Origin of the sequence: Streptomyces sp. Y2F8-2 (genome assembly GCF_014905555.1) — a bacterium.
GTDB classification, from domain to species: Bacteria; Actinomycetota; Actinomycetes; order Streptomycetales; family Streptomycetaceae; genus Streptomyces; species Streptomyces cynarae.
Map to the genome: position 1 here is coordinate 93,484 of NZ_BNGS01000014.1, position 13,396 is coordinate 106,879.

Annotated in this window: 13 protein-coding genes and 2 pseudogenes; 7 read left to right on the top strand and 8 right to left on the bottom strand. The window is 69.4% G+C overall.

Going from position 1 to position 13,396, the window contains the following annotated elements; all coding sequences use genetic code 11:
- The first annotated feature begins 155 nt into the window (after positions 1-155).
- Positions 156-929 carry an aminotransferase class IV family protein gene (locus SY2F82_RS35515; RefSeq protein ID WP_200423221.1) on the top strand — a complete coding sequence of 258 codons (774 nt, stop codon included), beginning with the start codon at positions 156-158 and terminating at the stop codon, positions 927-929.
- A 63-nt stretch (positions 930-992) separates the two neighbouring features.
- Positions 993-1,946 (top strand): SUMF1/EgtB/PvdO family nonheme iron enzyme, encoded by a 954-nt coding sequence (locus SY2F82_RS35520; RefSeq protein ID WP_200423222.1) that lies wholly within the window; start codon positions 993-995, stop codon positions 1,944-1,946.
- Between the two features lie 290 nt (positions 1,947-2,236).
- Here the strand turns inward: SY2F82_RS35520 and SY2F82_RS35525 are convergent, their stop codons facing one another.
- Complete coding sequence (locus SY2F82_RS35525; protein WP_200423223.1) at positions 2,237-2,809, bottom strand: hypothetical protein; 573 nt, start codon at positions 2,807-2,809, stop codon at positions 2,237-2,239.
- Positions 2,810-2,908: 99 nt separating this feature from the next.
- Positions 2,909-4,048 (bottom strand): hypothetical protein, encoded by a 1,140-nt coding sequence (locus SY2F82_RS35530; protein WP_200423224.1) that lies wholly within the window; start codon positions 4,046-4,048, stop codon positions 2,909-2,911.
- A 167-nt stretch (positions 4,049-4,215) separates the two neighbouring features.
- Here SY2F82_RS35530 and SY2F82_RS35535 point away from each other — a divergent pair, with 167 nt between their 5' ends.
- The 4 genes and pseudogenes from SY2F82_RS35535 to SY2F82_RS35545 form a co-directional block, all read left to right on the top strand.
- A complete protein-coding gene (locus SY2F82_RS35535) occupies positions 4,216-4,554 on the top strand; it encodes a hypothetical protein (protein WP_200423225.1) in 339 nt (112 codons plus the stop codon).
- A gap of 460 nt (positions 4,555-5,014) precedes the next feature.
- Positions 5,015-5,143 (top strand): hypothetical protein, encoded by a 129-nt coding sequence (locus tag SY2F82_RS39605; protein ID WP_268980421.1) that lies wholly within the window; start codon positions 5,015-5,017, stop codon positions 5,141-5,143.
- A 340-nt stretch (positions 5,144-5,483) separates the two neighbouring features.
- Positions 5,484-5,621 (top strand): annotated as a pseudogene (locus tag SY2F82_RS35540) (ectoine hydroxylase); the annotation flags it as partial.
- A 117-nt stretch (positions 5,622-5,738) separates the two neighbouring features.
- Positions 5,739-5,888 (top strand): annotated as a pseudogene (locus tag SY2F82_RS35545) (ectoine hydroxylase); the annotation flags it as partial.
- Between the two features lie 209 nt (positions 5,889-6,097).
- Here the strand turns inward: SY2F82_RS35545 and SY2F82_RS35550 are convergent.
- From SY2F82_RS35550 to SY2F82_RS35565, 4 genes are all read right to left on the bottom strand, one after another.
- Positions 6,098-7,147: an aminotransferase class V-fold PLP-dependent enzyme gene (locus SY2F82_RS35550; RefSeq protein WP_200423226.1), complete on the bottom strand. Its 1,050-nt coding sequence runs from the start codon at positions 7,145-7,147 to the stop codon at positions 6,098-6,100.
- Positions 7,148-7,243: 96 nt separating this feature from the next.
- Positions 7,244-7,960 (bottom strand): DsbA family oxidoreductase, encoded by a 717-nt coding sequence (locus SY2F82_RS35555; RefSeq protein WP_200423227.1) that lies wholly within the window; start codon positions 7,958-7,960, stop codon positions 7,244-7,246.
- Between the two features lie 76 nt (positions 7,961-8,036).
- Entirely contained in the window at positions 8,037-8,549 is a 513-nt protein-coding gene (locus SY2F82_RS35560) for a GNAT family N-acetyltransferase (protein WP_200423228.1), read from the bottom strand.
- Complete coding sequence (locus tag SY2F82_RS35565) at positions 8,546-9,541, bottom strand: GlxA family transcriptional regulator (RefSeq protein ID WP_200423229.1); 996 nt, start codon at positions 9,539-9,541, stop codon at positions 8,546-8,548. Before SY2F82_RS35565 ends, SY2F82_RS35560 begins: the two co-directional genes overlap by 4 nt.
- Positions 9,542-9,611: 70 nt before the next feature.
- Here SY2F82_RS35565 and SY2F82_RS35570 point away from each other — a divergent pair, with 70 nt between their 5' ends.
- The gene (locus SY2F82_RS35570; protein ID WP_200423230.1) at positions 9,612-10,994 is read left to right on the top strand and encodes an MFS transporter; all 1,383 of its coding nucleotides are present in this window, start codon (positions 9,612-9,614) and stop codon (positions 10,992-10,994) included.
- Here SY2F82_RS35570 and SY2F82_RS35575 read toward each other — a convergent pair.
- Both SY2F82_RS35575 and SY2F82_RS35580 read right to left on the bottom strand, forming a co-directional pair.
- On the bottom strand, positions 10,989-11,597 hold the full coding sequence (locus tag SY2F82_RS35575; protein ID WP_200423231.1) for a DUF1349 domain-containing protein: 609 nt from the start codon (positions 11,595-11,597) through the stop codon (positions 10,989-10,991). The genes SY2F82_RS35570 and SY2F82_RS35575 overlap by 6 nt on opposite strands.
- 152 nt (positions 11,598-11,749) lie before the next feature.
- Positions 11,750-13,279, bottom strand: a complete 1,530-nt coding sequence (locus SY2F82_RS35580; RefSeq protein WP_200423232.1) for an aldehyde dehydrogenase (NADP(+)) — start codon at positions 13,277-13,279, stop codon at positions 11,750-11,752.
- Between the last annotated feature and the right edge of the window lie 117 nt (positions 13,280-13,396).

Genomic DNA, 13,396 nt, shown 5'->3' on the forward strand with positions numbered 1-13,396 from the left:
TGCTAGCGGTCCGCGGCGACAGGACAAGATTCGCCCGAGCAGCGAGGGGATCGGAACGTCCTCCCACTGCCCTGGCACCGAACTTTCACCGAACTTGGGGCCTCTACCAGGGACTTTGTCGTCTGCTCGCGCGGTGGCGGTGCCATGCTGGCGGCATGGCGGAATTGAATGGCGAACCAATCAGCGTGGATCAGCTCAAGACCCTCGCCCTTACCGGGTATGGACACTTCACGTCCATGCGTGTCGAGGAGGGCCGGGTGCGTGGGCTGTCGCTCCACCTGGACCGACTCGTGAGGGACTGCAAGGCTCTCTTCGACGCCGAGCTGGACCCGGAGCGCGTGCGGGAGCTGGCGCGACGCGTAGCCTCCACTGCGGGAACGTGCGTCGTGCGAGTAACAGTCTTCGACCCGAACTTCGATATGGGCCACCCCGCCGCCAAGGCGGATCCTGAAGTGCTGGTCACGATGAGGCCGGCAACGAATCTCCCGTTGTCACCGATGCGGGTGCAGACCAGGACGTACGTCCGGGACCTGCCGACCGTGAAGAGTGTCGGCTTGTTCGGGCAGCTTCTGCATCGGCGAGCCGCTCAGCTCGACGGTTTCGGCGATGCGCTGTTCGTAGACGAGCAGTCGCTCATCTCGGAGGGTGGCACGTGGAACATCGGTTTCTTCGATGGAGACCGGGTGATCTGGCCAGAGGCGGACATCCTCGTAGGCGTGACGATGCAGCTCCTCAAGGCAGCACACGAGTACGACGAGCGGCCAGTCCGACTCGCGGACATCGCAGGTATGGAGGCCGTCTTCGCGACCAACTCCGCGATCGGGGTTCGTGTGGTCAGTGGAGTCGACGACATCGCCCTGACTGACGACCACCCAATCATCGACACTCTTCGCAAGGCGTACATGGAGGTCCCAGCAGATCCGCTGTAACGACACGCGCTGACGATCATGTGACTACGCTGGGCTCCGTTGATTCACTCAAAGGAGTCTCGGGTGGCCACAGTTGAGAGGTGGACCGGGCTGGAGGTCCGGGCGCTGCGTGAGGCACAGCGGATGAGCATTGAGGCGTTCGCCGCGAAGCTCGGAGTGAGTGATCGCATGGTCTCCAAGTGGGAGGCCCGCGGTGAGACGATCAAGATCCGCCCTGTGAATCAAGCGGCCCTGGACACAGCCCTGGCGACATCCTCGCCGGAGGTCCACGCACGGTTCGTGAAACTCACGAGCTCTTTAGGATCGGTGCTGCCCGACCAGAGGGCGGAGGAAGGCCCGGCCCTTCCCAAGCAACATCAGGTCCGACACCCACATGACGGCAAGAAGATGGCTCTCGTCGACGCGGGCGTGTACTTGTCGGGAGCCGGGAACAACCCCGTCTGGCTCCCAGCCTTCTACATCGACCTCTACCCAGTGACGAACTCGGACTATGAGCGATTCGTCGCAGCCACCGGACACACGGCTCCGCAGCACTGGCCCAAGGGTAGGTGTCCGGAAAGCATTCTCGACCACCCCGTAGTGTTCGTCACCTGGCATGACGCCGCTGCCTACGCATCCTGGGCCGGCAAGGAACTGCCGAGCTCGCAGCAGTGGGAGAAGGCGGCCCGAGGCCCCAGGGGCGAGACCTACCCCTGGGGTAGTCAGCAGACTCCGGCGAAATGCAACACCCGCGAGAGCGGTATCGGATCGACCACGCCGGTCACCCGTTATCACAGCGGAGTAAGCCCCTACGGGGTCTACGACATGTGCGGAAATACATGGGAGTGGACTTCGACGCTCTCGGAGCCAGGCCGGTACGAACTCAAGGCGGGGGCCTGGACAAGTCCGTTCTCCCGGGTGACGCCCGCGACCTTCAACGACGCCTCCGCGGAGATGCTTGACGACGACACCGGATTTCGATGCTCTGTCTTGGCGGACGATTTGCGTCAGGTCCTGGGCAACGGAGTGACGGCGTAACCGTCAGTAGAGTCGTCCTTGGAGGCAGGCCGCGAGCTCACGGCGTGCGCCTTGTCGGTCCGCTGCATGGCGCCCCGTACCGCGCCCCGCCCTGGCGCAACGCTTACCATGGCGAGCCCGCCGCAGTCAGCGGGCGCGGTTCCACCACTCCCGTAGCATTCAGCGCCAGCACCTTCTTCTCCAGAGCCTTGGCCGCCGTGCCGCTCTCGGTGACGGCCCAGCAGACATGAAGATCCGCCCAAGCCAGCGCGGCCTTGCCCCACTCGGTCGCCCGCCTGGGCTGCCCGCCCTCAACCTCCGCCAGCCGGGTCGACCCTCTGCTGGTTCGGCCGCGCCCGCACCAACCCCTGCCCCTTGCCGCCCTTCACGGTGCTGTACCGAAAGGTCTGCCCGTTCTCGTCTAGCTGGTGCAGCCAGTCCAGGGTGTCTTGAGTGGGCGGATCGATCCGGTCGTTCGGGGCCGGCATCAGCCGACCGAGGTACTGGTTCAGCCGGTCCACCAGGTGCGCGATCACGTGGGACCTCGTCAAGAAGTTGTCGAGCTCGTCGGGCGGCACCGACACTCCGTCTCGGCGCAGACACACCGCAGCGGACCGGATGTTCCACTTCAAGGCGAGTTCGATGGCGTGCCGGTACTGGTAGTAGATCGGCACGGGCAGAGCGTTGTTCGTGCCGGTCCGGATCCAGTGGCTCGCCAGGATGGCACCCGCCTCCAGGTAACCGAGGGCCAGGTCGAGATCGTCCTCGTGGGCACCTCCGAGAACAGCGATGCTGTTCCACTCCGACCGGCGCGGAGGCAGCCGGGTCAAATCAAGCGGGTCATCCCCCGCGGCGTCCACATCATCCACAAGCGCATCGTCCATGGAGCCATGGTGATGGCCCGACCACCCGACGCGCCCGGCGTTTTCGACCTCTGTGGCCGCCCCGCGAGACGCGGGGCGGCCCGAGTTGACCGTCCGCCGTCACCGGAGGATGGACAACAGTTCCTGAAGTACCGCGTTGAGACGGGCCGGCTCCGGGAGGTCGTTCATGCCGATGACCGGCACGTTGGCGCTGATGGGCCGGTGCATTACGTCGTCGGCGATGTCCTTGAAGGCCGCGAGCCTCTGGGCGTGCGCCTTGTCAGTCCGTTTCACGGCGAACGTGTGCTGGGCCGTCACCTGCTTGAAGTCCTTGTGTCCGAAGACCGGCGGGATGTGGTCCAGGACGGCCCGGATCAGGGCAGCGCAGGCATAGGGGTTGCCGGTCGTGTAGTTGTCGTTCAGTTCCCGGCACAGGGCTAGGAGCTTGTGGTGCTTCCACGTGCTCTTCTGGCCTGCTTCCTCCAGTTCGTCTAGGAGGACGAGGTCGATGTACGGTCCGCGCTCGGCGACGGACTGGGCCTGGTCCGGCGCATCGGCGTGCGTGAGTACAGCGACGTCACTGTTCCGCGCCTTCACGTGCAAGACGTTTGAAGGCAGGAATTGGATGACATTCGCCTCGACGATCTCGCAAGTCTTGTCCACGTACTCTTCCACGGTCGTCACACCGCGGAACTTCAGCACGCTCCGCGTGATGTCCAACTCCCAGGAGCTGTCATTGAAAGTGACCATGCGATTGGTGCTGATGGCCGGCTCGTATGCCAACAGGCCGGACAGTACCTGGATGAAACAGGGCTTGAGGTACGGCATCGCGTCCGCCAGTTCGCGGGAGCGCAGCTTGGCGCGGGTGACCTCGCTGGGTGAGACCGGCTTGTCGGCGTGCAGCTTGATCATGTGGTTCAGGACGCGGACGAACGGATCGCCGACCACCATCCGCATCTCGGGCAGCACGAGGGAGGCGGCGACGGTCAGCCGTACCACGTCCTCCTCGCCGATCGGCGAGCGCATCGCGGTGGTGTAGCCGTACCCGGCGGCGAACGGGGCGCCTGGACCCTCCCCGACGCGTGGCAGAAGTTGGAGGAGATCGTCGACGTCCACGTTGTACCGGTCGAAGTGGTGCTGAACATTACCCCACAGCGGCCACTCGCCCGTCGCAAGCCAAGGCCCGGCAATTACGGTGAGGAAGTTGCTGATCTCGGCCCGCCGCTCGGCCGTGAGGACATCAGGAGAGAGGGTGCTCAAGGAAACCTCTTGATGCTAAGAGAGGGAGCGGGAAGGCTCGGGCCGTTGCCGCCGTCCGACGGATCGTCAAGCCGCCTATCGTACCGGGCGCCTGCTCTGTCAGCCCCGTATAATTTCCGTTATACGAGGCTGCCTCGCTGAGCGGCCCAGTGAGGGGAATACGCCCGATGGCCATCATCATGCCCACTGCCGACGACGCCCAGGCGCTCTACGACTTCATCATGGAGCGCGCCAACGAGGAGTGGGCGGCCATCAACGGCGACGACACCCTGGACCCGGACGCCGCGGCCCGCTTCTACCGGATCTCAAACTCCAACAAGCTCGGGCTCGCGGGCCTCACCGCGTACATCGTCGACCTCCTCAAGCGAGGCGACGACAACGAGCAGGCCGCGCTCGCCTGGGACCACCTGACGGCCGCCGGCGAGGAGTGGAGGGAACACCCCGACTACCTCCCCCGCTGGGAGAACGCCAAGCGCGCGGAGATTCGTCGACAGCTCGCAGGCTGACACCGTGGATGATGAGGTGGAGTTCGTCGACGCCGAGCTGGTCGACGAGGACGCCCTGCCGGCCGTGCTCGCCGATCCAGGCCGCGTCCTGGCAGGCGCGCTCGCCCGGCCGGTCCTCACGCAGCACACGGTGCTGCGCCCGGGGGAGCCCCGGGGGAGCTGCCCACCACACAGCGGCCGGCTACACCGCCGCCGACTTCTACGTCTCCGAGGAGACCGCCCGGGCCATCGACGAGCAGTCGAGGCCGGAGAGCACCGACAGTAACTACCGCTCCCAGCGCGGCATGTTCGAGCGCTGGTGCGCGGAGATGGGCCGGGTCGCCGTCCCGTGCACGACCGCGACGTACATCGAGTACATCGCCGCGCTCATCGCCCGAGGGAAGTACAGCCCGAACACCCTCAAGGCCCACAAGAGCGCGGCCGCTCCATTCAGCCCGAGGACGCCAAGCCGGGCACGGCCGTGGTCAACGGCCTGATCAAGGAGTACGCCAAGAGCTGGAACAAACGGAACCGGGTGAAGAAGGCGCCGGCCATCCCCGACGACAAGTTTCGTGCCATGGGGGGTGTCTCCCCTGTCCTGCTGTCCTGACCGTGCGTTGACCTGCGGGAACAGGCGGGACGGGCGGTAAGCCAGCTGTCCCGGCTGTCCCGCCCGCGATGTTTCAGCCAGCGGCAGAGCCGCTGAGAGAAAGGGCCTGCCGGCAGTCAGGGAGCGGCCTGGCCACTCGGTATGGAGCGCGCAGGGACAGCGGGACATACGGGACGGCCCGTACACGGGCGCGAGAACAGGCCATGCACGGGCGCGGGCTATACGCGGGCGACGATTTACGTGCAATCAAAAACCAGGCGGCGGGAATTGGGGTTGAAGCTGCCTTACCAGCGGCTTTGCGTCGCCGCAGGCAACGGTTTCTGCGGCCCTTTCGCGGTTCGGCGTCAACATATCGCCATTCCCACGGAGCAACGTCTTCATCGTGTTCAACAGCGTCGACAACCCCGCGGTCGAGCCGTTCGCGGCGCCGGTACGCCGACCGGAGTTCATCGGCGCCCGGGACTTCACCCCCGTGAGGCCAGCGCGGGCTATACACGGGCCAGCGGGCGACGCCGACCAGCAGAAGGGAAGCGGGAACCCAGGCCGAAGCCGCCTGACCTGCGGCTTAGCGCGCGGGGGCTCCACCGTGAGCCGTGCACGGCACGGTGCCAACATCACCCCGTTCCCGCGCAGCAACGTGTTCATCGTGTTCAACAGCGTGGAGAACGCGGCGGTGGAGCCCTTCGCGGCTCCGGTCCGGCGTCCCGAGTTCATCGGGGCGCGGGACTTCACCCCGGTGAGGTGAGCCGGAGCCCGGCCGGGGGTCCGGGGGTCGCCTCCGGAGATCACGGCATCGGGGCGCGGGACTTCACCCCGGTGAGGTGAGCCGGAGCCCGGCCGGGGGTGCGGGGGCGCCCCCGGAGATCACAGCATCGGGGCGCCGGACTTCGCCCCCCCGTGAAGTGACCGCCGGGTGCCTGGACCCTTCGTGCGAGGGGCTCCAGGCGCCGGGGGTCAGTCGGACAGCACGTCCAGCAGGCGATCGACGTCGGCGGGCGTGTTGTAGAGGTGGAAGGCCGCCCGCAGGTTGCCCGCGCGGTTCGAGACCTCGACCCCCGCCCGGCTCAACTCGCCCTGCCGGTGGCCGAGTCCGGGCACGGACACGATCGGTGAGCCCGGTGCGGGGACCGGTTCGTGGCCGAGTGCGCCGAGGCCCTTGAGGAACCGGTCGGCGAGGGCGAGGTCGTGGGCCCGTACCCGCGCCACACCCACCTCCTCCAGCAGCTCCAGGGAGCGGCGGGCGCCCGCGTACGAGAACAGTGCCGGGCTCTCGTCGAACCTCCGTGCGGACCGGGCGAGTTCGGCGACCGGTCCGTAGCAGCTGTCCCAGGGCTCCTCCCCCGCGACCCAGCCGGCGAAGAGCGGGGGGAGGGAGCCCAGGTCCTCCGGGACCACGAGGAAGGCCACGCCGCGCGGGCAGAAGAGCCACTTGAAGGCGACGGCGGCGACATAGTCGTACGCGTCCGCGTCGAGGTCCAGCCAGCCGACGGCCTGGGACGCGTCCACATACGTACGGGCGCCGTGCTCCCGGGCCGCCGCGCCGATGGCGGACAGGTCGGCGATCCGGCCGTCGGCGGACTGCGCCGCGCTGACCGCGACGAGCGCGGTGCCGGGCCGTACGGACTCGGCGATCCGCTCCAGCGGCACGGTGCGGACCCTCAGGTCGCGACGCATGTGGAAGGGGTTCACCACCGAGCTGAAGTCGCCCTCGGCGGTGACGACTTCGGCTCCCTCGGGCAGTGAGGCGGCGATCAGCCCGGTGTAGACGGCGACCGAGGCCCCCGCCGCCACCCGGCGGTCGGGAACCCCGGTCAGCCGGGCGAAGGAGGCGCGTGCGGCCTCCACGTCGGCGAACATGTCGGTGGGCTGCCCGACGGCGGCCGACTCCACGGCGGTCCGCAGGGCCTCCACCGTGCGGGTCGGCAGCAACCCGGTGCTCGCGGTGTTCAGGTAGGTGTTCTTCGGGGCGAACTCGGCGCGGACGAGGGTCTCGAAGGTCTCCATGGGACCACTGTGCGGCCCGTGGAAGTCTCAGTCCATCGCCTGTTTGTGCGTGGTTCCATCAAGGAACCCTTATACATCCGTCTGACCTGCGGGTTCTCAGTGCTGCGGCACCGCGCAGCCATCCGGGCCGCAGGCGTCCGCGTCGCCCTCGTCGATCAGCCTGAGCGGCGAGCGTTCGCCCCAGGCCTGGGTCAGCGCCTGCGTGAAGACCTCCGCGGGCTGGGCGCCGGAGACGCCGTACTTCCGGTCGAGGACGAAGAAGGGGACACCGTTCGCACCCAGCTCGGCGGCCTCGCGCTCGTCGGCGCGCACGGCGTCGGCGTAGGCGGTGGGGTCGGCGAGGACCTTGCGGACGTCCTCGGCGGCGAGTCCGGCCTCCACGGCCAGCTCCACCAGCCGCTCGTCGCCCTCGGTGAACAGGGACCGTTCCTCGGCGAAGTTCGCCCGGTACAGGATCTGGATCAGCTCGTCCTGCCTGCCCTGCTCCTTGGCGAAGTGCAGCAGGCGGTGCATGTCGAAGGTGTTGCCGTGGTCGCGTCCCGTGGTGCGGTACTCGAGGCCCTCGGCGGCGGCCTGGGCGCCCAGGTTGTTCTCACCGGCCTGGGCCTGCGCCTCGCTCATCCCGTACTTCTTGGCGAGCATCGTGAGGACCGGCTGCACGTCGTCCTTGGCGCGGTGCGGGTCCAGCTCGAAGGAGCGGTGCACCACCTCGACCTCGTCCCGGTGCGGGAAGGCCTGGAGCGCCTTCTCGAAGCGGGCTTTTCCGACATAGCACCAGGGGCAGGCGATGTCGGACCAGATCTCCACGCGCATGTCTTCGGCTTCTCTCCAGGTCGTACGGGTACGGAGCCTCCCTCCGCAGGCTGTGTGAACGTTCAAGCGCTCCGTTTCATTCCCCCGCGACACCGGGGACGGCGTACCGGAGGTGGACGTGGTGGTCGCCCTCGGCGGGCGGGTTCTCGAGGTCGGGGACCCAGCCGTGGCGGGCGTAGAAGACCTGGGCGCGCCGGTTGTCCGCGTGCACGTCGAGGACGGCCGTCCGCATGCCGTCGGCCTGCCACTCCTCCACGCAGGCCGCGTGGAGTTGCGAGCCGATGCCGCGGCGCCAGTGACCGGGGTCGACGTGGAACTGGAAGAGCTTGACCGTGTCGGCGGGGGCTCCCTCGGGGGTGCGGAAGGAGGCGACGCCGACGAGGTGCCCGTGTTCGACGACGCACAGCACATGTCCGTCAGGCCGTTGGATGGCGGCCCGCCAGGCGGCGAGCCAGTCGGTGCCGTCCTGCGGCAGCCCCTCGGGGTAGTACGTCGCCCTGGCCCGCACGTGCAGATCGGCCACGGCCGGCGCCTCGGCGGGCAGGGCGGTGCGGATCACCCGGCTTCCGGTCACACGCTCTTGGATCATGCAACGGAGGACGTGGCAGCGGCCGGGGCGGTTCCGAGGCGGCTGAACTGGGCGCGGTAGGCGCTCGGCGTCAGGCCCGTCCGGCGGACGAGATGAGCGCGCAGCGAGTCGGCGGTGCCGAGGCCCGAGGCCTGGGCGATCCGGTCCATGGGCAGAGTGGTCGTCTCCAGCAGTTCCTTGGCCCGCTCGATGCGCTGGTGGAGCAGCCACTGCAGTGGGCTGACCCCGCTCTCGGCGTGGAAGCGGCGGGTGAGGGTGCGCACGCTGACGCCCGCGTGCCGGGCCAGGTCGGTGAGTGTGAGCGGCTTGTCGAGGTTGCGCATGGCCCAGCCGCGGGTGTCGGAACAGGCGTTGCCCCGTTCGGGTGGCAGCGGCGTCTGGGTGAACTGGGTCTGGCCGCCGGGGCGCACGGGGGCGACCAGGGCCAGCCGGGCGACCCGGTTGGCGACGGCGGCGCCGTAGTCGGTGCGGATGATGTGCAGGCACAGGTCGATTCCGGCGGCGTATCCGGACGACGTCACGACCTGGCCGTCCTGGACGTACAGAACGTCTCCCTTGAGGTCCACCTCCGGGTACCGCCTGCGCAGTTCATCGGCGTGCTCCCAGTACGTCGTGGCGCGGCGGCCCGCGAGCAGGCCCGCCTCGGCCAGCAGGAAGGCACCGGTGCAGATGGAGGCGATGCGCTTGTTCGCGGCGGCCGCCTCGCGCAGGGCGGCCACGACCCGCGCGTCCGGCGCGTGAGCCGACCCGGTGCCCGCGACCACCACCGTGTCAGCCTCTCGTAGGGCCTCGAGGCCGTGACGCACGTACAGGTCAAGGCCGCCGGTGGTGGGGACGGGACCGGGCTCCGGGGCGCAGATGACCACCTCGTAGCCCGGGCGTCCGTCGACCTCGGTCCTCGTGAACAGCAGCTCGGGGATGGCAAGGTTGAACATCGAGACCGGGGACGCCGCGATGACGGCGACTCGGCGGACCCCTCGCTCCTCGGCCATGGCCAAAACCTCCGGACGTCTGGCATTCGGGCCACTACTGTACGTCGCCGGAGATCCGCACAGTGAAAACATGTCGACCAACCACCCGATGACGAAGACGCAGTCCCCAGGCGGTACCGAGCGGCAGTTGCGATCAACCTCGGCCGCGCTCACCCTGACCGCCGCCCTTCTCGGCTTCGCGATCATCACGCTCGATGCCTCCGTCGTGAACGTGGCGCTCCCGGCGATCGGGACCGAGCTGAAGTCCGGTCTGTCGGGGCTCCAGTGGGTCGTCGACGCCTACACGCTGGCGTTCGCGGCGCTGATGCTGTCGACGGGGGCCTTCGCGGACCGGGCCGGGGCGAGCCGGGCCTTCGGGGCAGGCATCGCCGTGTTCACTCTGGCGTCGGCGGCATGCGGAGGAGCACCGAACCTGGCGCTGCTGATCGGGGCACGGGTGGCGCAGGGCGCGGCGGCGGCCGTGGTCCTGCCTGCCTCCCTCGCGCTCGTGCGGCAGGCGTACCCGGACGCGGCGCGGCGGGCGCGCGCCGTGGCCGTGTGGGCGGCGGGCGGTTCGGTGGCGGTCGCCCTGGGCCCAGTGGCCGGCGGGGCGCTGACCACGGCGTGGGACTGGCGCTGGATCTTCTTCATCAATCTGCCGGTGGGCGCACTGGCGCTGCTGTCGCTGCTCCGCACACCGCGCTCGCAGCCACGGCCGGCACCCTTGGACGTCCCCGGTCAGCTCACGGCGGTCGTGGCCCTCGCCGCGCTGACGTTCGCGGTGATCGAGGGCGGCACGACGGGCCTGGTGGCGCTCGCGGTCGCCGTCGTCGCGGGTGCGGCGTTCGTACGGATCGAGACCCGGCAGGCACACCCCGTGGTACCACTCGGGCTCTTCCGCAGCCGGTACGTCCGCGTGGCCGTCGCGGCGGGGGCGGCGTGCAGCGTGGCGTTCTACGGTGTGGTGTTCCTCTTCTCCTTGTTCTTCCAGCAGGTACAGGGGCGCTCCGCGCTGTCCGCCGGGCTGATGTTCCTTCCGATGACGGGGCTGATCTCGGTGACCAACATCGCGTCGGGCAAGCTGGCGGGGCGGTACGGCGCCCGGCTGCCGATGCTGCTGGGGCAATGGCTGGCGGTGGCGGGGCTGCTGCTCCTGCTGTGTGTCGACACGTCGACGCCGTCCGCCGCGGTGGCCGTCCTGCTGGTCCCGACGGCCCTGGGATGCGCCCTCACGGTGCCGCCACTGACGGCGACGATGATGGAGGCGGTTCCCCCGGACCGCGCGGGCCTGGCGGCGGGCGTACTGAACTCGGCCCGTCAGGTGGCCGGGGGCCTGGCCATCGCCGTGTTCGGTGCGCTGGTGGGCGGGGGCTTCGAGGCCGGGATGCGGTGGGGGCTCGCGGTGTCGGCGGTGCTGTTCACCACGACGGCCGTGGCCACGCTGCGCCTGCGGCGCCCGGCCGATTCGTCATGAACCGTCCCGCAGGTCCTGCGGCCAGTGCGGGCGGAACTCGATCCCGTCGTACGTCACCACGCAGCCCTCGCCCATCGGGGACTGGGCCATGAAGCCGACCAGCGCCGCGTCCGTCTCCTTCTCGTCGGCCAGGGTGAACAGCCGGACGAACGTCCACCGCTCCCCGTCCCGGGAGGCGTGGAAGGCGAAGGCGCGGCCGGTCCGGCTGATCCGGAGCCAGACCGAACTTCCCTCCACGGTGAAGGAGTTGGCGTCGTCGGAGTGCCCCCGCGTCACCACGGTGCACACGGTGGGCACGTCCGGCGAGTACTCCAGGCACAGCTTCGCCCACGCCCGCTCGCCGACGTGGACGTAGAGCACACCTGCGTCGAAGGCCGCGGCGAAGCCGACGGTGACGCGGGCGATCAGCTGGAAGTCCCCTTCCGGCGCCCCGAGCAGCCGGGGCGCGTCGGAGGCGGCGTCCAGGGACTCACCGGTGGGCGGCACGAAACGATCCTGCCGGGCCCCGGCCCAGCCGGTGAGCACCCCGTCCTCGTACGACCAGTGGCCTTCAGGCCCGTACGTACGAAGGAGGAAAGGGAGTTCGGGAAGTTCGAGGTCCATTGCCAGAGTGTCCCAGGTGCCGAGGTAGGGGGCAGTGTTTTTCGGGGGTGCGGGGATGTGACGCCTCGCGCGGCTTGGTCGCGCGGGCGCTGACCGACCGCGGAGGCGCCGCACCCCGCAACACCCCTACGGCATGAACCGCGATGAAACGGTCACCGCTCCAGACGGCCGTTGAACCGCCGCGGCAGACCCAGCGGGTTGTCGTCCCGCAGCTCCGGCGGGAGCAGGGCCTCCGGAGCGTTCTGGTACGCCACGGGCCGCAGCCACCGCTCGATCGCCGTACCGCCGACCGATGTGGACGTGGACGTGGTCGCCGGGTACGGACCACCGTGGTGCTGAGCGGGCGCCACCGCCACCCCGGTGGGCCAGCCGTTGACAAGTACGCGCCCTGCCAGCGGGGTCAGCTCCTGAAGGATCTCCGCGCCACGGCCCTCCCCCGCCGCCTCCTCGCTCGACAGGTGCACCGTCGCGGTGAGGTTGCCGGGGAGCCGGCCCAGGACGCGCTTGGCCTCGTCCTCGTCCTCGTAGCGGGCGACGACCGTGATCGGGCCGAAGCACTCCTCGAGAAGCAGGTCGTACTCGCCCTCCGTGGTGAGCTTCTCGGCCGGGACGGTGAGGAAGCCCGCGCTCACGGTGTGCTCGCCGCCCGGGCCTGCGGTGACCGGGGACTCCACATCGGGGAGGGCCGCGCGCTCGGCGACCCCGGCGACGAAGTTGTCGCGCATGCGGTGGTCGAGCAGGACGCCGGCGTCGGTGTCGCTGACCGCCTCGGTCAGGGACTTCACCAGACGGTCGCCCGCCGCCCCCGCGGGGGCCAGGACCAGGCCGGGCTTGACGCAGAACTGGCCGACGCCCAGCGTCATGGAGCCCGCGAGACCCGCGCCGATCGTCTCGGCGCGCTCGGCGGCGGCGGCCTCGGTGACGACCACCGGGTTGAGCGAGCCGAGTTCACCGTGGAACGGGATCGGGACGGGGCGGGCGGCCGCCGCGTCGAAGAGGGCACGGCCGCCGCGAACGGAGCCGGTGAACCCGGCGGCGGCGACCAGCGGGTGCTTGATCAGCTCGATGCCCGCCTGGAAACCGTGGACGAGACCGAGCACGCCCTTCGGGATGTCGTGCCGCTCGGCGGCGCGGCGCAGGGCCGCCGCGACCAGTTCGGACAGGGCCGGGTGGTCGGGGTGGGCCTTGACGACGACGGGGCAGCCCGCGGCGAGCGCGCTCGCGGTGTCGCCGCCGGCCACGGAGAAGGCGAAGGGGAAGTTGGAGGCCGAGTACACGGCGACGACGCCCAGCGGAACCTTGTAGCGGCGCAGGTCGGGGATCGGCGGGGTCGCCGTGTCGTCGGGGTGGTTGATCACGACGTCGAGGAAGGCGCCCTCGTCGACGATGTCCGCGAAGGCGCGCAACTGGTAGCAGGTGCGGGCGAGCTCGCCGCTCAGCCGGACCGGACCGAGGGCGGTCTCCGCGTCCGCCGCCTCGACGAGGTGGTCCTTGACCGCCTCCAGCTCGTCGGCGGCGGCACGCAGGAACGCCGAGCGGACCGTGCGGTCCGCGAGGGAACCACGGGCGTCGTGGGCGGCCCGGACTGCGGCGTCCACCTCCTCGGCTGTGGCCTCCACCGCAACCTGTTCACGCTGCTTCCCGGTTCGGGGGTCGACACTCCAGACTGGTGCTGCTGCCACCGCGGGTCCCTCCAGATGTCATGCCGCAGTTCGTACGCCATCCATCAGAGTCGTTCGATATACTGAACGCTGTCTCTGATGATGAATATGCTGCTCGGAGACTATTTCCCGGCGAAC

Excerpts from the sequence above, each read along its gene's own strand:
- SY2F82_RS35550 (WP_200423226.1), bottom strand. The coding sequence starts at position 7,147 with ATGGAGACCTTCGAGACCCTCGTCCGCGCCGAGTTCGCCCCGAAGAAC.
- SY2F82_RS35565 (WP_200423229.1), bottom strand. The coding sequence starts at position 9,541 with ATGGCCGAGGAGCGAGGGGTCCGCCGAGTCGCCGTCATCGCGGCGTCC.
- SY2F82_RS35570 (WP_200423230.1), top strand. The coding sequence starts at position 9,612 with ATGTCGACCAACCACCCGATGACGAAGACGCAGTCCCCAGGCGGTACC.
- SY2F82_RS35555 (WP_200423227.1), bottom strand. The coding sequence starts at position 7,960 with ATGCGCGTGGAGATCTGGTCCGACATCGCCTGCCCCTGGTGCTATGTC.
- SY2F82_RS35560 (WP_200423228.1), bottom strand. The coding sequence starts at position 8,549 with ATGATCCAAGAGCGTGTGACCGGAAGCCGGGTGATCCGCACCGCCCTG.
- SY2F82_RS35525 (WP_200423223.1), bottom strand. The coding sequence starts at position 2,809 with ATGGACGATGCGCTTGTGGATGATGTGGACGCCGCGGGGGATGACCCG.
- SY2F82_RS35575 (WP_200423231.1), bottom strand. The coding sequence starts at position 11,597 with ATGGACCTCGAACTTCCCGAACTCCCTTTCCTCCTTCGTACGTACGGG.
- SY2F82_RS35515 (WP_200423221.1), top strand. The coding sequence starts at position 156 with ATGGCGGAATTGAATGGCGAACCAATCAGCGTGGATCAGCTCAAGACC.
- SY2F82_RS35535 (WP_200423225.1), top strand. The coding sequence starts at position 4,216 with ATGGCCATCATCATGCCCACTGCCGACGACGCCCAGGCGCTCTACGAC.